The sequence below is a fragment of the Flavobacterium fontis genome (assembly GCF_900129405.1).
Classification (GTDB): domain Bacteria; phylum Bacteroidota; class Bacteroidia; order Flavobacteriales; family Flavobacteriaceae; genus Flavobacterium; species Flavobacterium fontis.
Map to the genome: position 1 here is coordinate 485,437 of NZ_FQVQ01000001.1, position 19,344 is coordinate 504,780.

The 19,344-nt window shown below is 36.9% G+C and carries 24 protein-coding genes; 22 read left to right on the top strand and 2 right to left on the bottom strand.

The genetic code is table 11. The annotated features are described in order from the left end of the window. The first annotated feature begins 425 nt into the window (after positions 1-425). The 22 genes from BUC17_RS02170 (at position 426) to BUC17_RS02275 (ending at position 16,171) form a co-directional block, all read left to right on the top strand. Positions 426-1,073, top strand: coding sequence for a hypothetical protein (locus BUC17_RS02170; protein ID WP_143161679.1), 648 nt, complete (start codon positions 426-428; stop codon positions 1,071-1,073). A 225-nt stretch (positions 1,074-1,298) separates the two neighbouring features. Further along, positions 1,299-1,736 (top strand): hypothetical protein, encoded by a 438-nt coding sequence (locus BUC17_RS02175; RefSeq protein ID WP_143161680.1) that lies wholly within the window; start codon positions 1,299-1,301, stop codon positions 1,734-1,736. A gap of 304 nt (positions 1,737-2,040) precedes the next feature. Then, complete coding sequence (locus tag BUC17_RS02180) at positions 2,041-3,030, top strand: RHS repeat-associated core domain-containing protein (protein ID WP_073361108.1); 990 nt, start codon at positions 2,041-2,043, stop codon at positions 3,028-3,030. A 4-nt stretch (positions 3,031-3,034) separates the two neighbouring features. Then, on the top strand, positions 3,035-3,484 hold the full coding sequence (locus BUC17_RS02185) for a hypothetical protein (protein ID WP_143161681.1): 450 nt from the start codon (positions 3,035-3,037) through the stop codon (positions 3,482-3,484). 274 nt (positions 3,485-3,758) lie between these two features. Next, on the top strand, positions 3,759-4,076 hold the full coding sequence (locus tag BUC17_RS02190; protein WP_073361113.1) for an RHS repeat-associated core domain-containing protein: 318 nt from the start codon (positions 3,759-3,761) through the stop codon (positions 4,074-4,076). A 349-nt stretch (positions 4,077-4,425) separates the two neighbouring features. Further along, positions 4,426-4,611, top strand: a complete 186-nt coding sequence (locus BUC17_RS13955; RefSeq protein ID WP_143161682.1) for a hypothetical protein — start codon at positions 4,426-4,428, stop codon at positions 4,609-4,611. Positions 4,612-4,615: 4 nt separating this feature from the next. Beyond that, entirely contained in the window at positions 4,616-5,038 is a 423-nt protein-coding gene (locus tag BUC17_RS02195; RefSeq protein ID WP_143161683.1) for a hypothetical protein, read from the top strand. A gap of 309 nt (positions 5,039-5,347) precedes the next feature. Next, positions 5,348-5,692 (top strand): RHS repeat domain-containing protein, encoded by a 345-nt coding sequence (locus tag BUC17_RS02200; protein ID WP_234977670.1) that lies wholly within the window; start codon positions 5,348-5,350, stop codon positions 5,690-5,692. Positions 5,693-5,772: 80 nt separating this feature from the next. Beyond that, positions 5,773-6,258, top strand: a complete 486-nt coding sequence (locus BUC17_RS02205) for a hypothetical protein (RefSeq protein ID WP_073361117.1) — start codon at positions 5,773-5,775, stop codon at positions 6,256-6,258. Between the two features lie 4 nt (positions 6,259-6,262). Then, on the top strand, positions 6,263-6,652 hold the full coding sequence (locus BUC17_RS02210; RefSeq protein WP_143161684.1) for a glycoside hydrolase family 43 C-terminal domain-containing protein: 390 nt from the start codon (positions 6,263-6,265) through the stop codon (positions 6,650-6,652). Positions 6,653-6,795: 143 nt separating this feature from the next. Beyond that, complete coding sequence (locus BUC17_RS13870; protein ID WP_083544706.1) at positions 6,796-7,671, top strand: RHS repeat-associated core domain-containing protein; 876 nt, start codon at positions 6,796-6,798, stop codon at positions 7,669-7,671. Between the two features lie 15 nt (positions 7,672-7,686). Next, positions 7,687-8,184: a hypothetical protein gene (locus BUC17_RS02220; protein ID WP_143161685.1), complete on the top strand. Its 498-nt coding sequence runs from the start codon at positions 7,687-7,689 to the stop codon at positions 8,182-8,184. A gap of 336 nt (positions 8,185-8,520) precedes the next feature. Then, positions 8,521-9,417 (top strand): RHS repeat-associated core domain-containing protein, encoded by an 897-nt coding sequence (locus BUC17_RS02225; RefSeq protein WP_073361124.1) that lies wholly within the window; start codon positions 8,521-8,523, stop codon positions 9,415-9,417. Positions 9,418-9,427: 10 nt separating this feature from the next. Further along, entirely contained in the window at positions 9,428-9,760 is a 333-nt protein-coding gene (locus BUC17_RS02230) for an exonuclease V subunit gamma (protein ID WP_143161686.1), read from the top strand. A 332-nt stretch (positions 9,761-10,092) separates the two neighbouring features. Next, the gene (locus BUC17_RS02240; RefSeq protein WP_073361132.1) at positions 10,093-10,791 is read left to right on the top strand and encodes a PH domain-containing protein; all 699 of its coding nucleotides are present in this window, start codon (positions 10,093-10,095) and stop codon (positions 10,789-10,791) included. Positions 10,792-10,950: 159 nt separating this feature from the next. Next, positions 10,951-11,361, top strand: a complete 411-nt coding sequence (locus tag BUC17_RS02245; RefSeq protein ID WP_073361134.1) for a response regulator — start codon at positions 10,951-10,953, stop codon at positions 11,359-11,361. An 8-nt stretch (positions 11,362-11,369) separates the two neighbouring features. Further along, a complete protein-coding gene (locus BUC17_RS02250; RefSeq protein WP_073361136.1) occupies positions 11,370-11,915 on the top strand; it encodes a heme NO-binding domain-containing protein in 546 nt (181 codons plus the stop codon). After that, positions 11,912-14,248 (top strand): PAS domain S-box protein, encoded by a 2,337-nt coding sequence (locus BUC17_RS02255; protein ID WP_073361138.1) that lies wholly within the window; start codon positions 11,912-11,914, stop codon positions 14,246-14,248. Before BUC17_RS02250 ends, BUC17_RS02255 begins: the two co-directional genes overlap by 4 nt. Beyond that, positions 14,229-14,561: a hypothetical protein gene (locus BUC17_RS02260; RefSeq protein WP_073361140.1), complete on the top strand. Its 333-nt coding sequence runs from the start codon at positions 14,229-14,231 to the stop codon at positions 14,559-14,561. Before BUC17_RS02255 ends, BUC17_RS02260 begins: the two co-directional genes overlap by 20 nt. Beyond that, positions 14,558-15,262: a LytR/AlgR family response regulator transcription factor gene (locus BUC17_RS02265; protein WP_073361142.1), complete on the top strand. Its 705-nt coding sequence runs from the start codon at positions 14,558-14,560 to the stop codon at positions 15,260-15,262. The genes BUC17_RS02260 and BUC17_RS02265 overlap by 4 nt, the downstream gene beginning before the upstream one ends. 130 nt (positions 15,263-15,392) lie before the next feature. Further along, positions 15,393-15,815, top strand: a complete 423-nt coding sequence (locus BUC17_RS02270; protein ID WP_073361144.1) for a hypothetical protein — start codon at positions 15,393-15,395, stop codon at positions 15,813-15,815. Then, positions 15,815-16,171 carry a hypothetical protein gene (locus BUC17_RS02275; RefSeq protein WP_073361146.1) on the top strand — a complete coding sequence of 119 codons (357 nt, stop codon included), beginning with the start codon at positions 15,815-15,817 and terminating at the stop codon, positions 16,169-16,171. The genes BUC17_RS02270 and BUC17_RS02275 overlap by 1 nt, the downstream gene beginning before the upstream one ends. 160 nt (positions 16,172-16,331) lie before the next feature. Here the strand turns inward: BUC17_RS02275 and BUC17_RS02280 are convergent, their stop codons facing one another. After that, on the bottom strand, positions 16,332-17,435 hold the full coding sequence (locus BUC17_RS02280) for a DUF4407 domain-containing protein (RefSeq protein WP_073361148.1): 1,104 nt from the start codon (positions 17,433-17,435) through the stop codon (positions 16,332-16,334). A gap of 429 nt (positions 17,436-17,864) precedes the next feature. Then, complete coding sequence (locus BUC17_RS02285) at positions 17,865-19,253, bottom strand: dipeptidase (protein WP_073361150.1); 1,389 nt, start codon at positions 19,251-19,253, stop codon at positions 17,865-17,867. Positions 19,254-19,344 lie beyond the last annotated feature (91 nt).

Genomic DNA, 19,344 nt, shown 5'->3' on the forward strand with positions numbered 1-19,344 from the left:
TAATAAGCTTAAAAAACCTTGCATTTTGTCTGGTTTTTTAGCTTTATAATTACAAAATTTACTCTTTCCCCTGCTCCCACGCGAAATCCCGATAGCGCTGATTTTCAATGCGTGCCAGCATTAATAAAAAAGCAAAAACTACATTTTTAAGTGAAGTTTTTTTACTTTTGAGAAATACGTTACATGCCAATTTAAGAGTATTAGCAAGGATTGCCCCCGAAGCTTTAACCGAACAGACGAAGTAAATCCGCCCTGTCGGGTTTTTTTAAATTTGATGTTAATATCGTAAATGACACTTAGGTGGTTTTATAAAGGTTAGGCATAGTAAGAGTGGGCTTTACTGGAGTTCAAATTTTTTTAAATATAAATATAGATAGTGATTTGGGGATAGATGTGTCTTATTGGAAATCAATGAAAAAATAATTATGAAATTAAAAATTTACTTTGGCATAGTACTCATTTCTTTTTTTTCTTGTGTAAAAGAAAATAAATTTTCAAAAGTTGAGGAATCAATTCCATGTGTTGAGTGTTTTAAAAGGGAACTGGTTTTTGAAAAATTGAATTATTACACAAAAAACAATTTTATTTGTAACCAATACGGCACAAAAAATATTGATGAAAAAAGAAAGAAGAACGTCTATGTTTATTTTTCAGATAAAAACTTTGATTTTTATGCATATGAAAATAACACAAGAATAATTTTTGACAAAAAAATGAAAATTTGGATGGCAATAAGTTCAAATGGATACTCAGGTTTTGAATATAATAATAAGAAGAATAGGTATATAAGTTTTTATTTTCTTGATGAAAATTTAACGCCATTATGTCATATAAACCAAGCTTTTGACGTTTCAATTTTTATCGATGATAAAAAAAATAAAAAATTGAGAGAGTATGTTATCAAAATTGATGATATAGAAAAAATCAAATTAGAGAGTGTTTCATATGAACAAATATTGCTATTGCACTCCAAATTAATTAAGAAAGAATACAAAATTGTTAAAGAAAAAACCAACATGTATTTAGATACGTTTTATAAAGATCAACCTTTATGGACAGTTTTTTATCATTAAAGAACTTCAATGGCGAATTTGCAACATTGATGGTATGATTGCAGCCGATGCGTCACACGAAGCTATACATGCAGCCGACGAAACAAATATTATGCAATTTATGCATAATTAAAAATTAGGTACAAAATATGATACGGAAAAAGAACCTAAAGAAGTTGAAGATAAAGTTTTGAAACAACTTATTGAGAAACAAGAAATAAAGGAAGAAACGCCTAAAAATTAGAAATGATGAAATTTTTTACACTGTTTTTTTTATCTATTGTTTTTAGCTCTCAAATGAAAGCTCAATTACTAGATATTGAATTGGATAAATACAGTAATATTATTTGTGATTCTTTAAAAAAATTTAATGAAATTGATTCTTCTCGAACGTGTGTAGAAATTAAACAATTAATGTATTCTAGGAAAATTAAATTAAATGTAGGTACTGTAAGTTATTATGAAATTGGTTTAACCGTTAGTCACGGATATAAATACTTAGGAATTTTTGATGGTAAAATTTTTAAAATTTTAAAGAGTAAAGATTTTACCGAAGATTATTTAGAAATTATTAAACCTTTTTTAACAAAAAAAGATAAAACGGATTTAAATAGCTTTTATTTTTTTTGGACTGAAATAAAAGAACTATATGATTATAATATAAATCCCCCTTGGAAAAAATAGTTACAAGCCTTGCAGAGAGGCAGGGCTTGTTTTTATTTACCCCCGCTCCCGCGCGAAATGAAATTCGACGAACCCAGCTCCGCAAAGTGTTCATTTGACGCACAATGCTCTGCATCCCGATAGCTATCGGGACCCGACTTTGCGGAACAAATGAACCTAAAAATCCAATAGCGGATTTACAATCCGTGCCAGCATTAAGGCAGATGCCGACGGTTTTGCCTACCAATTTTTCTTAAATTTACCTTTTGGAGAAATCGAAGATTAATCGAACACCACAGAAAATAAGAGCAAAGTGAGATACACCATGGCCGAGCAACGCGGACAACACTACTACAACAGCCCCTATAAGTTTAACGGGAAAGAACTCGATGAAGAAACAGGGCTATACTATTACGGCGCTCGATACTATGACCCAAAAGTGAGTATTTGGTTGAGTGTGGATCCGTTGGCTGAGAAGTATATAGGTATATCTCCGTACGCTTTTTGTGCACAAAACCCTATTGTAAATAAAGAGATTGATGGGAGATATTTTATTTTTGTTCCAGGTTTAGGTTATAGTACACAATCAGGATATAATAATTCTCCATGCGTTTCGGCTTATGGAAGTATGGTCGATGATTTTGATAGAAATAGAGGAGGATTAGGTGGTGCAACAGTTAATGGTTCAAGAGGTGGTCAAAGTAGTTTAGGTAATAGATTTCATGATGGTCTTTATGTATCGTGGTGGGGTTCAAGTGTAAGAGGTAATATAAGAAATGATTACAGAGCAATGAATATTATAAACCATGTTGCAGATAATTATTCAAGAGTAAGAGAAGCTGGAGATAATTTTGATGTAATGGCAACTAGCCAAGGAACAGTATCAACTGCACAACCCATGGTTGCAATGTTAAGTAATCCTACAGATTTTGGACTTCCCGAAGATTTTCATTTAGATAATGTTTATATGGCAGGTAGTATGGTTGATCCAAATTCTGAATTAGGGCAAACACTACAATCGTTTGCCTATAATGGGAAAATTGGTAATTTACAGTATGTTTCAGCACCAGGAGATACAATTGAAGGGACAGGTAGCACGAGTCGTGATGGTGTTTTCGGAAACGCTAATAAGTTTATAAAAATGGTATCTGGAGAATTAAAAGCCTCATCTAGTGCTAAAAAGCAAGGTACAACATATACTCCAATTCATACTCATGTAAGAGCTGCCGAAAATTTACCAAATAATCCATCTAGTGGATGTTCAACATCAGCATGTGAAGTTAGGCAAGCCATACAATCAACATATAAAGAATAATAAGATGAATAAGTCAATTAGTTTGTTGTTGTTGTTGTTGTTAATTTTATTAAGTTCTTGTAAAAGTCAAAATTTTGTAAAAAAAATAAAAGACAATAAGAATAAATCAGAAATAGTTGCATTTAAAGATTATTTGCAAAGAATAAATATTATGAATGATTTTAAAGAATATAGTATTAATAATTATCCTAACAATGATACTATAATAAAAAAGTTTATCCAAAAATATAACATTCAAACTATATATGTTAAGCCATGTTTGAATAAAAACAAAACATCTCAACCATATGATCATTTTCAAAACTGTGGAAATATTATTGAGTTAAGGTATGGTATTCCTATAATTTCAACGGAACATTCAATAATTTTTGACTATTCAGAAGACGGCTTAAAATTAAAAGAGCATATCAATGAGAAAAAACATAAAATAGCAGATGGAGTATTTCTTTTTTAAAATAATAATGCCCCCGCTCCCGCGCGAAATGAAATTCGACGAACCCAGCTCCGCAAAGTATTCATTTGATGCACAATGCTCCGCATCCCGATAGCTATCGGGACCCGACTTTTCGGAACAAATGAACCTAAAATCCAATAGCGGATTTACAATCCGTGCCAGCATTAAGACTGATGCCGACGGTTTTGCCTACCAATTTTTCTTAAATTTACCTTTTGGAGAAATCGAAGATTAATCGAACACCACAGAAAATAAGAGCAAAGTGAGATACACCATGGCCGAGCAACGCGGACAACATTATTACAACAGCCTATACAAGTTTAACGGGAAAGAACTCGATGAAGAAACAGGATTGTATTATTATGGGGCAAGGTACTTTGATCCTCGTACTTCGATATGGTTATCCGTTGATCCAGAATTTGCTAGATATCCAAACGCTTCTCCATATAATTACTGTTTACAAAATCCAATAAATGCTATAGATCCTGATGGGAGAGCGGTCGCCAAACCACCTTTAAAAGGGACTAAAGAGTTTAATGATTTTGTTAATGATGTAGTTAAAAAAAATAGTTCTCCTGTGAAATTGGAGTGATAAAGATGGTACTTGGCGTTATGATGCTAAAAAACAATCTTGGATAGGAATTGATGAAAGTAAAGGGAATAATATTAGTTTTAATAAAAAAATTATTTCTGACGATGCAAATAAAACAGCTTCAGCTGTAAGTACGGGTTCTGGAGTAAAAGATTTATTAATAGAAGGAGCAGTTGCTCAAAGTAGTAATACAAAAATTTATAACGTTACTGATGATATTGTATCAGCAACTTCAGGAGTTGGGGTTGCTAAATATTTAAAATATTCTAAAGGAGCCGGAGTTCTTTTAGGAGCTGTAGGCACAGCGTATAGTACAAATGAAGCAATAAAACAGTATCAATCCGGTGGTATGAACGAAGTGATGGAACATAGAGATGGACTTGATGCAACTGTTGGAGCTGTAGGCTTAGGAGCAACTGCTTTAATAACTTTAGGTATAATAAGTAATCCTGTCGGTTGGAGTATTGGTATTGGATGTCTGGCTTATGGAGCAGGATGCTTAATATACGAAGCAGTAACTGAAGAAAAAAAGTAAGATTATGAAGTTCTATTATATTTTATTTTCGGATGCTATAAACAAAATTTTGACTGTTGAAAAGAGTAAAGATTTGTGGAAGTTTTACACACTTATCTTTATTTCATTTGCAATGGGATTAAATTTACTTATGCTAAAATTTATTTATTTTGAATTAAATTCATCTAAAGAATATACAATTTTAACCAATCTTAACATTACAGGTTTTCAAAAGATTGATGGTATTTTGACATATTTTACGTTTCATTTGTTTCCATTTTTGATATTAAATTATTTTTTGATTTTTTATAAAGACAAATACAAAGAGATTATAGTAAAATACAAACATTATAATGGAAAATTAATTGGTTGGTATTATGCTATTTCCTTTTTCTTTTTTCCTTTATTGTTTATTATGGGAGTTGTAAAGTATTATTTTTTTAGATGATACAAAATGTAAGCAACAATAATTGACCCCGATAGCGCGGATTTACTATCCGTGCCAACATTAATAAAAAGCAAAAACTACATTTTTTAAGTGTAGTTTTTTTATTTTTAGAATTAGGTTACGTGCCAACTTTCCCTAGTCGCCCAATAGATTGATAGTGGGGGAAATTGTCCGTTTCCAAGTTGCCCCGACCATTTGGGGACTAGCTCAGCCATTACTGATGCCGACGGTTTTGCCTACCAATTTTTCTTAAATTTACCTTTTGGAGAAATCGAAGATTAATCGAACACCACTGAAAATAAGAGCAAAGTGAGATACACCATGGCCGAGCAACGCGGACAACACTACTATAACAGCCCCTATAAGTTTAACGGGAAAGAACTCGATGAAGAAACAGGGCTGTACTATTATGGCGCTCGGTACTTTGACCCAAAAGTGAGTATTTGGTTGAGTGTTGACCCGTTGGCGGAGAAGTTTCCAAACGTGAGTCCTTATAATTATTGTTTGCAGAATCCAATCAGGTTTATTGACCCAGATGGGAAGGCTCCCAAACCGCCTAAGCTTTCAGGAGTTACTAATATTCCAAATGTAATGGCCGGAAATAATTGGATAGATTATAGAACAAAAGCAATAAAGATAGTAGATGGAAAATAGGTGTTTGGGGAGGTATATCATACCCATATAAAGAAACTTTTTATAGAAGAGGAGAATGTGCAGAATATAGTAGATTACAAGTGGAGCAAGGAAGTGGAAATTATACAGCGGTAGGAGCGAAAGATAGAATTGATATGTATGTTGATTCAAGAACCGCAGACCAGTCAAGGTATAATCTTCAAAAAGGTATAGATACAATTATTGAAAACTTGAATGAAGGTAAATCAGTAATGGCAGGTGTGATGTATGATTCAAAAAAAACAGTACAAGAGAAAGATTACGCCAATAAATCTACTAATCACTATGTTACTATAGTAGGTATGGGTAGAGATGACCAAGGTGTTTACTTTTCTTATTATGATAATTACAGCAATGGCAAAGGCGAAAGCGTAGGAACAGATTTGAAAAACAATAAATTTAGGTTACTGACTGATAGTAAAGGGAATTATTATTTTGCTGATGCTGATAACAACATTCCTTTAAATGGAAATCAAAATGTTGAATTAGGAAATAAAGAAAATAAACCTGCTAGATATATATTAACAGAGGTTCGAGATAATGAATAAATATATGAAAAGTTTATATAAAATAATTTCGTTGTCAGTTATGGCAATTATAACAAGTTGTTCTTCTAAAATTGATGAAAATCAGATAATAGGAAAGTATGAAATAGATAAAGTTGTTATAAGAGATACGTTAGTTAAAGTTGAAGAATATCGATTGTTAATATTAAATTCTGATAAAACATTTGAGTTAAAGAATTATGATAAAAAAGAAAATTCTAGAGGTACTTGGAATGCTAAAAACTCTAAAAATGATGATGAGATTGTTATAGAGTTTAATTTTTCAAACCGTAAAATAGAAGGTTTGTTAAATGGTACTATAATTACTTTTAGTTATCCGAATGATTTGTATCAAGGCAGATATAGCAATTTACTATATGTAAAACTAAATAATTAATCCGATAGCGCGGATTTACAACCCGTGCCAGCATTAAGGCAGATGCCGACGGTTTTGCCTACCAATTTTTCTTAAATTTACCTTTTGGAGAAATCGAAGATTAATCGAACACCACAGAAAATAAGAGCAAAGTGAGATACACCATGGCCGAGCAACGCGGACAACATTACTACAATAGCCCCTATAAGTTTAACGGGAAAGAACTCGATGAAGAAACAGGGCTGTACTATTACGGCGCGAGGTACTATAACCCAAAAGTGAGTATTTGGTTGAGTGTTGATCCGCACGCAGAACGTTACCCAAGTTGGTCGCCTTATAATTTTGTTTTCAATAATCCATTAATTTTTATAGACCCTGATGGAAGAGATCCAATATATGGAAAGAATTTTTGGGGAAATGTTAAGCTGATTGGTGATGATGGAAAAACAGATGGGAAATCATATCTTGTAAGAGGTGATGTTAAAAAGGATGTCAAAGCTGCTACAAAAGAAGGTCAAAATTATACTGGAGCATTAATCGAAGGAAAAAATGTAATGAACATTCCAACAGGTGGAGTAATGGATGATGTTGTAAATTCAGTAAATGATACTGAAAAGTCAGGAAAAGAGAATGGAGGTCATTCTTTTATAGGCGATGCTAATGCTACAAGATGGGATGAGGGACCAGCAGCACAACCCTACAAAGATCAAGAAGGTAATGAGGGTGCAAGAGCTCAACTAATAATGTTTAAAATTAATGGGAAGACACAAAAACCTAAAGACGCATCAAATATGGAGTTTTGGTGGCATGTCCATCCAAATGTTACAATAAACGGCGTATCGTTAGGGTCATCTAACCCCACTGATCCAGCAGACTTTAATGGTCAAAAGTCAGTACAGTCAATTGGTTTTAAAGGTAATTCTTTTGTAATTGGTGTTAGAACAGGGACAGTAACCTTTTTTACGGTTGATAGTAAAGGAAATAATAAAATCTTAATGACAGTAAAATATTCTGACTTCAAAAAAATGGGAGGGAAATAATAAACTTTGATACAAATGAGATATACATTTAAAATAGTGATAATTGGTTTTGTAACAATGTTTACATCTTGCTCAACAATGAAACAAGCAATATCGAAAAATCAAAAAAACACAAATAAATATATTACTAATCTGCTAAAAAATAACGATAATGTGTTCTATCTTTATTCTACATACTCAACATTTTCAACAGTTTGGACTTATAGAAGTGATTCGATTGAAATATACAGACTTGCGAAAGGCAAATTAATAAGTAAAGAGATATATAAAAACACAGGAATAAAATCATTTCAGATACCAACAATTAAAGATTTGAATTCAGATATTGATAAATGTGGTTTGGTATTAGATGGTGATATTATTGGATTTGAATTTGATAAAAATAAACCTGAAAAAAATCATAATCAGATAACTACAGATATAAAATGTTGCAAAGCTCAAAAATATAAATCTGATTTTCTAAACAAACTTGTTGAAGATATTACCATATACAAGATGTGGAATATTGAATAAATAAGAATAATTTAAATTTTATAAGCCAACAAAGCCCGAGCAATAGGGCTTTGTTATTTAGCGTAAGCCAGTTTAGTATTGGCAGAAGCCAATAAGTTATCCCCCGCTCCCGCGCGAAATTAAATTCGACGAAGTCAATCCCTTCGAGTGGTAGCATTCGTGTCTCCCCCGCACCCAATAGCGTATTTAACAACCCGATAGCGCGGATTTACAACCCGTGCCAACATTAAGACTGATGCCGACGGTTTTGCCTACCAATTTTTCTTAAATTTACCTTTTGGAGAAATCGAAGATTAATCGAACACCACAGAAAATAAGAGCAAAGTGAGATACACCATGGCCGAGCAACGCGGACAACACTACTACAACAGCCCCTATAAGTTTAGCGGGAAAGAACTCGATGAAGAAACAGGGCTGTACTATTACGGCGCTCGGTACTATGACCCAAAAGTGAGTATTTGGTTGAGTGTTGACCCGCTGGCGGAGAAGTTTCCAGAGTGGTCGCCATATAATTATTGTTTGAATAACCCTGTTGTTCTTCTTGATCCAGATGGAAGAAGTCCTATTGATCCTAAATTTGTTTTTAGTCAAACACAATTTGATAGTTATTTAAATTATATAATTAAAAACATGAATACTCCTCAAAGAATTATTAATGGTAAACCTCGTTATGGTTATACTGATTCAGATAAACATGATTGTGTTACTGCTGTCAATAGAAGTATTAGAACTTTAATGAATGATAATAAGATTAAGGCAAAAGCTAATATGGATGATCAAATGAAAGAGCATATTAAAACAAATTATGCTGAAAAACAGATTACTATCGATTTTAAAGACGCGAGTGGAAAAAAAACAGTGGGTGCAACAAATCCTTATGGATATCTAAATAAAACTCTATCAGAAACTATAAAAGATAATTTATCAGATACAGATAGTGGATATCAGTTTTTTGGTATGTCTATAATGGATGGTTATCATAGTGTTATGGTAGTGGTAAATAATACAGACCCCAAAAATCCTTCATTTAATATGTTTGACCAACATGGGTCTATGTTTGGTAGTGATGACGAAACAAATGCGAAATCTTGGTATAGTGCTACTGAATTAGACGATTTATTAATGAATTGGGTAGAGAATGGAAACCCAACAAAAAGTGGACTTCCAGGTATAACAACAACAACGATAACACCATTAAAACATAAAACAGACAATTCAACTAATCAACCTTAAAAAATAGAAAATGAAATATTTATATTTTTACTTGTTATATCTTATATTAATGTCTTGTAGTGTTAACAAGAATAATGGATATTGTGAATGTTTAATTATTAATGAAAAAGAAGTTTTATTAGAAGTTATATTGTCATCAAAAGAGAAATTTTACATTTCACATGTATATAGTGATAATTTTGAAGATGATGGAGTAAAACCATTAATTGAAGTAATTGATAAAAACACATTTGTTAAAATTGATGATGTGTCATATAAAGATAAAAGGCATAATTATAAATTAAAATTGATGCATGATACAGCAACTTTAAGTATAATTGATGTATCTTATAAAGATAATTAACATCATAATCATTAATCAATTTAACAATAACTAAACCCCGATAGCGCGGATTTACAATCCGTGCCAGCATTAATAAAAAGCAAAAACTACATTTTTTAAGTGTAGTTTTTTACTTTTGAGAAATACGTTACGTGCCAACTTTTCTGAGTTGCCCATTAGATTGATAGTTGGGGAAATTGTCCGTCTCGAAGATTCCCAAAAAGGAACGGGAGGCGCTTCATGCGATGGAGTAGTTCACGCGTATAAAAGAAAAAATACTTTCGTTGTTTTACAATTCAATTTAGGCATTACTTTTGTAGCCCATCGATTCGTTTAAAAAAGTAACTAAGACCATGTTAGATAATCTCAAAAAACTTCTCAACGAAGATCAAGATCCCAAAGCGATTGAAAAAATCTCGGCTAAACTAGAAAACCTATTAATGTCGCATGAGGAAGTGGGCTACATTGCGGTGCAAAAGAAACCTGCGATTACAGTATTTCCCGACAGCATTGTGGTGACCAACAAACGCATCATTTTATGCAAACCCAAAAACTTGGGCTTGTCCATGGAGTTTGTCGATTACGATTGGAATGATATTGCAGGGACTTTCGTCAAAGAAGGGATACTCGGTGCTGATTTTACCTTTACCACGCAATCAGATTTGACGCATACTGTAGATTATTTGCCAAAAAATCAAGCGCGAAAACTCTACACGTTTGCCAAAGAACAATTGGATGCCTTAAAAAATCCGGGAGTTGTGCCAACGGCAGCCCCTGTGGTCGAAACGCCTAAAGCCGAAACAACACCCGAAACCATCGAAGAACCCGAGGTGGAAGAAGTACAGGATTTTGCCGAAATCATTCCCGTAGCCCAATCCGGGTATCGCGATGAAAAGCAGTTTCCCGAAGCTGCGGCCGAGCAAAGTCTTGCCGAGCTTTCCCAAGATGCCTTGTTTGAAAAACTTCAAAACTACAAGAAACTCCTCGACAACGGTCTTATCCTACAAGGCGAATACGATCGGTTGAAAGCTGAAATTTTAAAGTATTTATAAAATCCAAAGTCATTGGTCGAAATGCACATCCTTTTCATCGATGTGCATTTTTTGTTTTTACCACTTTCGTCTACAGCTATTTTCGTTTAAACGACTTTTTTTTCGAATGCAAGTCCGTTTCGTTTTTAAAACAGATATTTGGGTAAAATTTCCACTAAAATGAAAGCCCTGACCCATTTGTTGTTGTTGGAAGATGACGCTATTGAAATTATGAAATTTGAACGCGTTATTCAAAAGTTAGCGACTTCTTTCACCCTCTCCATTGCCCATGATGGAGCGATAGCTTTAGAAGCTCTACAACAAGCCAAGGACCATTTGCCCGAATTGATTCTTTTAGATTTGAATATGCCCAATTTTAATGGGATCGAGTTTTTACGAAGTGTCAAAAAAGAACCCGCATGGTGTCATATTCCCTGTGTGGTTTTAACCACTTCCGATAATCGAATTGATTTGATGGATTGTTACCGAGAGGGTATCGCTGGGTATTTTTTGAAACCCTTGCGCTACGACGATTATGTGGCGCTAATTCAATCCATTTTAGCGTATTGGAACAATAGTCATTTAGTATAAAAGGCAGTATGTACGGTATTTTTATCAACGCAATTAAAGAGTACACGATCCAAAATGAAGGGTATTCGGTTTGGCAACAAGTCTGTGAATCGGCAGGATTGGAGGATGATTTTTTTATCAACTCCGAGTTTTATCCCGATCCTATTCTAGAAAACATTCTAAAAGCACTGGTGCACTTCTCCGGAAAGTCTACGGCCGATTTGTATTACCATATCGGATACTGGTGGGCCTTGCATTCGGTACCTCGATTGTATTTAGGGAAATTAGAAAAAGGAGTTCCTGCGTACCGTCAATTTATTCTGGATTTTCCCCTTTTTATCAATCGGTTGTCGTTGATTTATGAGAAGCTCACCCTCACTCAATTTCATTCGGTCAAAGTTTCTGAAGAGGCCATCGATTTTTTTCACACGCCGTATCGCTTAAAAGAACCTCGTTTTTCAGAGGGTGTTTTACGAGGTTTTGCCACGCTTTTTGCGGTGCCTGACCAAAGCTTCACATTGCATTTGTTAGACCGTTCGGGAGATTCCTTTCATTACCGTATCCAATTTATATGAGTGCGGCTATGTTTCATTTTGATCGGGATACGTTCTCAACCTTATTTCCATTTTATATGGTGGTAGACCGCCATGGGATGCTGCGTCATTTTGGTCCCAGTCTACATAAAATGCTGCCTGAATTGCAAGAGCATACGTTATTTGAAACCTATTTTCAATTCAAAAATCCGATTATTCCTCAAGGAAAAGCCATTGATTTCGAAAAGTTAACCGACGCTTTACTGGTGATTCATGTGATTACCCAAGCGCGAACCTTTTTGCGCGGGCAATTCCTAAAGCATCACGAAGAATACCTATTTGTGGGTTCCCCTTGGGTTTCTAATATTGAAGAATTGCACGAAAAGAAGTTGGACATCGCCGATTTTGCCTACCACGATTCGAGTGTCGATATGCTCAATATGTTGCGAAGTTTAGAAATCAGCAACAGCGATTTGAAGTATATGGTACATGCCATTTCGGGTCAGAAAAAAGAATTACAACGCGATAAAGAGGAGATTAAAAAATTGTCTTTGGTGGTAAGTACCAATGAAAACGGGGTTGTACTCTCCGATTTACACGGTGAGATCTTTTGGGTGAACCCTTCGTATTTGCAAATGACAGGGTATGTAGAGGAAGAGGTGCTGGGCAAAACGATGTATGATTTGGGGGTGATGGAACAAACCGATAAAAATACACTGCAACAAATGATGATCGCCTTTCGAAAGGCCGAATGGTTTGATTGTGAAGTGCAGCATAAACATCGGGATGGAGGCGCTTTTTGGGCCCGCATCAAGGGGCAACCCGTATTTGACCAGTTGGGTAAATTCATTGAATATTATACCATTATCGAAGATATCACACCCAAGAAGGAAATGGAAGATCGGTTGCGCGAATCGGAACAACGCCTTCGGACATTGATTCTTAACCTCCACGATGGCGTTTTATTGGAAGATGAAAACCGCCGGATTTTATTGGTCAACCAAAAGTTTTGCACCATGTTTGATATTCCGGTTGATCCTGAATATTTGATTGGCGCTGATTGTTCTAATTCTGCTCAAGAATCCAAATCACATTTTAAAGATTCAGAAGGATTTGTGCAACGAATTGAAGAAATTTTAGCGCAAAAAGAAACGGTTATCCATGAAGCCTTGGAGTTAAAGGACGGACGTTTTTTTGCCCGTTCGTATATTCCCATTGTTATTGACAAAGTACATAAAGGACACTTGTGGGCCTATCAAGACATTACCTTGGAACGCAATTTTCAGGAGAATTTAAATTATGAAAAGGAAAAGTACCGACGTATTATTGAAAATATGAATATCGGGTTGTTGGAGGTGGATAATGAAGACAATATTCTACTCACCAACCAACGCTTTTGCGCGATGAGTGGATATACTCCCGAAGATTTAATTGGGAAAAAAGGGGTTGATGTTTTTCTCAACGAAGAAACCCGACGTTTACTCACTGAAAAATCGGAGCTACGTAAAAGTAAGATAGCCGATTCGTATGAGTTGGAAGTAACCGATAGTAACGGCGAGGATCGCGTTTGGTTGGTTAGTGGAGGGCCAAATTACGATATCAAAGGCGCGGTTATTGGGTCGATCGGACTACATTTTGATATTACGGAAACCCGAAACTTGGAACGACTTCGCGAGGAATTGTTGGCCAAGTTAGAACAACAAAACCGACAGTTGAACGAGTATGCGCAAATCGTATCGCACGACTTAAAGTCGCCCCTGCGAAGCATTCACTCGCTAATCACGTTTATTAAAGAAGACAACGACCAAGCGTTTAATAGCGTTACAGCCCAGTATTTTCAATTGATTCAGGAAAAAGTAGAGAAAATGGAACGTCTCATTCAAGGCATCTTGTCCTATTCTCGCATCGATCATACCCAATACAAAACCGAACGCATCAATTTAAATCAATTGGTTCAAACGGTTATCTCTATTATTGAGGTTCCGCCCCATATCACTATTCGCGTGAAGCGAGAACTTCCTACACTAAAGGGCGATGCCTATCGTTTGCAGCAAGTTTTTCTCAACTTAATGACCAACGCCATTTTGTATAACGATAAAGCCGAAGGTTGGGTTGAAATTGATTTCCAAGAAGAACCACATCAGTATACCTTTAGTATTCGCGACAATGGAAAAGGTATACACGAAAAAGATGTAAAACGCATTTTCAAAATGTTTGAATCCTTAAATCCCAATGACCGTTCAACAGGAATCGGACTTACCATTGTAAAAAAGATTCTCGATGATATGCAAGAAAGTATTTATCTCGAAAGTGAGCCTGGTGTAGGCAGTGTTTTCTATTTTACCCTTCAAAAAAATGGCTGTAGAACAACCTAATTTAGACTATGTACATCGTTTGTCCGATGGCGATTCGTTGCTTGAAAAGCGTCTAATTGCCGTGATGATAAGCGAGTTTGAATCCGATTATAAGGACTATAAAATGGCAGTAGCCGACAAAGATTATAAGAAAATAATTACATTTGTACATCGACTCAAACATAAGATTGGGTTTTTGGGGATGGAGTATTCCTATCAAATTGCCCATAAATATGAAGAAGAGTTGCATAAAAATGAGGGTCGTCTCGCCCCAGAATTTGAACATATTATGACTCAAATTAGTGACTTTATTAATACCCTTGAAGAAAGATGAAATGTATCATTGTAGACGATGAGTTGTTAGCGCGTGAAGTGTTAAGTCATTTGGTTTTAAAAACACCTGATCTGATGATTGATGGTGTGTTTACCAATGCGATTGAAGTGATGAAGTACTTAAACACCAATCCGGGCTTGGATGTGATTTTTTTGGATATTCACATGCCCAACTTTTCAGGATTTGATTTCCTACAAACCATCAAGAATCCGCCCTTGGTTATTTTGGTCACCAATGATAAAAACTTAGCGCTGGAAGCGTTCAATTTTGATTGTATCGTTGATTACTTAGTAAAGCCTATCACGCAAAGCCGCTTTGAAAAAGCGATGCAACGGGTCCGTCAGAAAAAAGCAGTACCCGCCAGTCAAAAGTCTGTAACACCCAAAATCGCGCAAGAGATTTATGTAAACATTGATAAACGCCTCATAAAAATTGATCTCAACAGTATCGATTATATCAAAGCCAATGGCGATTACGTCATCATCAAAACCGAGACCCAAAATTATGTGGTGCATACCACCTTGTCAAAGTTACAAGCCAAACTTCCCCCGGAGGTTTTTGTAAAAACCCATCGTTCGTTCATCATTAATTGTGCGAAAATCATCGATATTAAGGATTCTACGGTGTTAATTGGGAAAGAAATTATCCCTGTTAGTAAGAATAATCGCATAAATCTTATCGAACGCATCAATCTTATCTAAGGCGCAAACAACATTTCGTCGACAGGTAAACGATTTCCACCGAAAGATACCCCATCGAAATCGAAAAAATAAATTTGGCAAATGCTTCCTTAGTAGTTTTGAAAAATGAAATTCCAAACCCAAAACTACTGTGGATAAAGTCATATATAACAATAACTTAGGTGTGCTCTCGGAATCCTTTTTTTGCCTCAGCGATCAAGGTGTCATTCGTACCTTTTCGTATGCCCAATTGCGAAAAGTACAATTGCATAAATTCCGAGACAACACCGCCAACGTGTTAATTGTTTTAATTGGAGCAGTGACTTTGTTGTGTTCCATCATGGTGCATGCAAAGCCCGTATTTGTGATAGGAATCGGCTTGTTTTTTGGGATGTTTTTTTTGTTTAATATGTTCTTAAACAAACGCTATGTGTACAAAATACAGTTGATTACGCAACAGTATCAACCCATTCATATCAAAGTACACCATGAAGTTCGTGAAGAGGCAAAACTATTGGTCAAAAAAATTAAAGCGCGGTTGCAACCCGAGGAATCGTATTTGAAAGCCGTATAATGGGTGCAAAACACCACATTATTGTGTATGATACGACAAAAGGTTTTTCCTCCTTTGTAAAAAAACATTTTGGAAAAACCTATCCAATTGCTACCTGTACGTCGAAAAAAAAGTTCAGTGCAGCCCAATTTAAAAGCTATACCATTTGCTTTTTTATTGTCAATGATATTAGCGACCTCCTTAACCTTGTCCGCTTAAATACCCTGGAGATTCCAGTAGTGGTAGGTGCGGCAAGTCAAATTTTGGACAGTAAAATTGATTATGTAAAAAATGAACGCATGTTCGCCTTGGATTTTAGTCAAAGTAAAGAAGCGTTACTGCTACAGTTACAACACTATCTCCAAGTTCTACCATAAGGGTTGAATTTCTTCTAGGAGTTTTAGAGTGTGCTCCTTTAAGATTTGGATACTAACCGGGTTCTGCAGTAGGCGGCAGATGTTTTTTAGGGTTATAAAATAAATCCCGGTTAGTTCTTCCCCATTTAGTTAGCTAAAAAAGTCCCGATTGGGACTTTTTTTATTTCAAGACTTTTTTCTGTTGGGCTACAAAACCATCGGCTTGCAGTTGCAACAGCTCCCGCGCACCTTTCCGCTTGTAGTCGTACAGCGCCTGGTCTTCCCGAAGGTCGGCATACACCCGATCGTAAATCGCGGCATCGGTTTGTTGTTGCAACGAACTCTGGTAACGGTTTTGCTCCAACACGGTTTTCAAGGCCATCTCTTGATCTTCGAGTTTAAAGTCATATTCTCCTTTGGGCGACAGCAGTTTGGCAATCACGGGTGCCGTTTCAATGGCCAAAAACAACAGCATGATAAAAAACGACGGTAAGAATGGCAATTTCCCCAACGCATTGATCCGAGCCATGAGTCCGTCAAACCCGTCAATAACCGGCTGTGTTTCGCTAACTTTTTTATCTACATCGGCTTGCAAGGATTTGGCTCGTGCTTCGCGCTCGGAAAGAGTGGCGGCCGATACTTTTTTTAACGAATCCAGCTCTACGGCAGCGCGGTCGTAAGCGGCGCGTTTTTCTTTGTAAATCGGACCCTTACCCATTTTCTTGGTACCCGCCGTGCCTTCCGCTTCGGTGATGTACGCTTGGTATAAGGCAGCGACTTCCTTTTCTTTCGTGGTGATCGATTGTTTTACGCTGTCCATGGCGGCTTGGTTTTGGTCTACATCCGATTTATACAAATTGGCGACTTGCGTTTTGTTGGCGAGGGCCATGTCGTTTTTTTCTTTGAGAATAACGGTATTGATTTCCTTTTCAAAAATTTTGATCTCCAAGGGTTTCGAAATCACGATGGCGATAATCAACGCCAGCGCAATACGCGGCGAGGCCTGAATGAATTCGTCCAAAAATGAGTCGCGCTTTTTTAACGTCGACACGATAAAGCGGTCCAAATTAAAAATCAGCAACCCCCATACGAGTCCGAAGGCCGTTGCGATATAATAATTATCAAATACGGTGAAGAGCGCATAACTCCCCGCCAAAAAAGCCATAAAAGCCGTGAAAAATACAGTCGCGCCAATGCCGGCATACTTGTTTTGCTCGCCGTTGCTACAGCCCGCAATCAAATCTTTGTCCACCCCCGAACAAAGCAAGAAGAAACGTTTTAACATGATGATTGATTTTTGATTGATGATGATATTACAAAAGTAACGCCAAAAATGGTCTCATGGTATTTTTAACACCCTATAATTCTGTTAAATCGTTGAAATACAGGTGTCTTATTTCTCTTTTTTAGGCAGCCGTTTGTTTTTTGTCCCGATGAAAGCGGGGTCCCGTTATCCGTTGCAATCTGCGCCACTGCGTTGTGCAGGATTTCCACTGCTACCGGGGCTGGGTTGAACGATTGTCGTACCGCAAGAAAGTTTTGGACTTGTATATCGATAGTTCATGGACTGCACTGTTGCGTGAGGGGTGGAAGTAGGGTGCCGCGCACCACGGACGACCCGACCCCGTGGTACGGGCTTCTTAGTACGTTGGGTTTGAATCACGGGGGCACGCCCACAAAAAAAAGCTGCCTCTTTCGAAACAGCTTTACTTTTTTAGCGACTCAATTCCACAAAATACTTGTAAAACAACGGTATCGTTTCAATGCCTTTGAGGTAGTTGAAGATGCCATAATGTTCGTTGGGCGAGTGGATGGCATCGCTATCGAGTCCGAAGCCCATTAAAATGGTTTTGGACTTTAATTCTTTTTCAAACAGCGCCACAATGGGAATACTTCCCCCAGAACGCACGGGAATTGCAGGCACGCCAAACGTTTCGGTATAGGCTTTGTTGGCGGCTTGGTACCCAATGCTGTCAATCGGTGTCACATAACCTTGTCCGCCGTGGTGGGGCGTCACTTTGACTTTAACCCCAGCGGGAGCGATGCTTTCGAAGTGTTGGGCAAAGAGTTCGGTGATTTCTTCCCAGTCTTGATGGGGCACCAAACGCATGGAGATTTTGGCATAGGCTTTACTAGCAATCACGGTTTTGGCACCTTCGCCGGTATAGCCGCCCCAGATGCCGTTGACATCCAGTGTAGGACGAATCGAATTGCGTTCGTTGGTAGCATAGCCCGCTTCGCCATAAACCTCGGCAATGTCGAGTGCTTTTTTGTAAGCGTCTTCGCTGTACGGACGTTTGGCCATTTCGGCACGCTCGGCCGCAGATAATTCTTCGACTTTATCGTAAAAACCGGGAATGGTAATGTGGTTGTTTTCATCGTGCAGCGAGGCAATCATTTTGGCCAAAACATTGATGGGATTGGCCACAGCACCTCCATACAAGCCCGAATGCAAGTCGCGATTGGGTCCGGTCACTTCCACTTCCACATAACTCAAACCGCGCAAACCCGTAGTGATTGAGGGTTGTTGGTTGGAAATCATGCCTGTATCGGAAATTAAAATCACGTCGTTGGCCAATTTGTCTTGGTTGCGTTCTACAAACCAGCTCAAGGATTTGGAACCTACTTCTTCTTCGCCTTCGATCATGAATTTGACATTACAGGGCAAGGTATTGGTTTGTATCATGTACTCAAACGCTTTGACATGCATGTACATTTGTCCTTTGTCATCGCAGGCTCCACGGGCGAAAATAGCGCCTTCAGGATGAATTTCGGTGGTTTTGATTACCGGTTCAAAAGGCGGCGAGTCCCACAATTCAATCGGGTCGGGCGGTTGCACATCGTAATGCCCATAGACCAACACGGTGGGCAAATTAGGGTCGATGATTTTCTCGCCAAACACAATAGGGTAGCCGGGCGTTTCACACAATTCGACGACATTACAGCCGGCGCGAAGCAAACTTTCTTTGACGGCATTGGCCATGTCAATCACATCTTGGGCGTAAGCGCTATCGGCACTGACGGAGGGTATTTTAAGGATGTCAATGAGTTCGTTGATAAAACGATCTTTATGGGTTTGAACGTATTGTTTAATCGTATCCATGTTTGATTTTTAATTACTACCTTCAAATATACAAATTCAATAGCCAATCTTTTTCATTTCTAAATCGCAATTTTCACTAGAAGTACTTTTT

Bases quoted from the DNA above. Each gene is read 5' to 3' on its own strand.
- BUC17_RS02170 (WP_143161679.1), top strand. From the start codon at position 426: ATGAAATTAAAAATTTACTTTGGCATAGTACTCATTTCTTTTTTTTCT.
- BUC17_RS02175 (WP_143161680.1), top strand. From the start codon at position 1,299: ATGATGAAATTTTTTACACTGTTTTTTTTATCTATTGTTTTTAGCTCT.
- BUC17_RS02180 (WP_073361108.1), top strand. From the start codon at position 2,041: ATGGCCGAGCAACGCGGACAACACTACTACAACAGCCCCTATAAGTTT.
- BUC17_RS02185 (WP_143161681.1), top strand. From the start codon at position 3,035: ATGAATAAGTCAATTAGTTTGTTGTTGTTGTTGTTGTTAATTTTATTA.
- BUC17_RS02190 (WP_073361113.1), top strand. From the start codon at position 3,759: ATGGCCGAGCAACGCGGACAACATTATTACAACAGCCTATACAAGTTT.
- BUC17_RS13955 (WP_143161682.1), top strand. From the start codon at position 4,426: ATGAACGAAGTGATGGAACATAGAGATGGACTTGATGCAACTGTTGGA.
- BUC17_RS02195 (WP_143161683.1), top strand. From the start codon at position 4,616: ATGAAGTTCTATTATATTTTATTTTCGGATGCTATAAACAAAATTTTG.
- BUC17_RS02210 (WP_143161684.1), top strand. From the start codon at position 6,263: ATGAAAAGTTTATATAAAATAATTTCGTTGTCAGTTATGGCAATTATA.
- BUC17_RS13870 (WP_083544706.1), top strand. From the start codon at position 6,796: ATGGCCGAGCAACGCGGACAACATTACTACAATAGCCCCTATAAGTTT.
- BUC17_RS02220 (WP_143161685.1), top strand. From the start codon at position 7,687: ATGAGATATACATTTAAAATAGTGATAATTGGTTTTGTAACAATGTTT.
- BUC17_RS02225 (WP_073361124.1), top strand. From the start codon at position 8,521: ATGGCCGAGCAACGCGGACAACACTACTACAACAGCCCCTATAAGTTT.
- BUC17_RS02230 (WP_143161686.1), top strand. From the start codon at position 9,428: ATGAAATATTTATATTTTTACTTGTTATATCTTATATTAATGTCTTGT.
- BUC17_RS02240 (WP_073361132.1), top strand. From the start codon at position 10,093: ATGTTAGATAATCTCAAAAAACTTCTCAACGAAGATCAAGATCCCAAA.
- BUC17_RS02245 (WP_073361134.1), top strand. From the start codon at position 10,951: ATGAAAGCCCTGACCCATTTGTTGTTGTTGGAAGATGACGCTATTGAA.
- BUC17_RS02250 (WP_073361136.1), top strand. From the start codon at position 11,370: ATGTACGGTATTTTTATCAACGCAATTAAAGAGTACACGATCCAAAAT.
- BUC17_RS02255 (WP_073361138.1), top strand. From the start codon at position 11,912: ATGAGTGCGGCTATGTTTCATTTTGATCGGGATACGTTCTCAACCTTA.
- BUC17_RS02260 (WP_073361140.1), top strand. From the start codon at position 14,229: ATGGCTGTAGAACAACCTAATTTAGACTATGTACATCGTTTGTCCGAT.
- BUC17_RS02265 (WP_073361142.1), top strand. From the start codon at position 14,558: ATGAAATGTATCATTGTAGACGATGAGTTGTTAGCGCGTGAAGTGTTA.
- BUC17_RS02275 (WP_073361146.1), top strand. From the start codon at position 15,815: ATGGGTGCAAAACACCACATTATTGTGTATGATACGACAAAAGGTTTT.
- BUC17_RS02280 (WP_073361148.1), bottom strand. From the start codon at position 17,435: ATGTTAAAACGTTTCTTCTTGCTTTGTTCGGGGGTGGACAAAGATTTG.
- BUC17_RS02285 (WP_073361150.1), bottom strand. From the start codon at position 19,253: ATGGATACGATTAAACAATACGTTCAAACCCATAAAGATCGTTTTATC.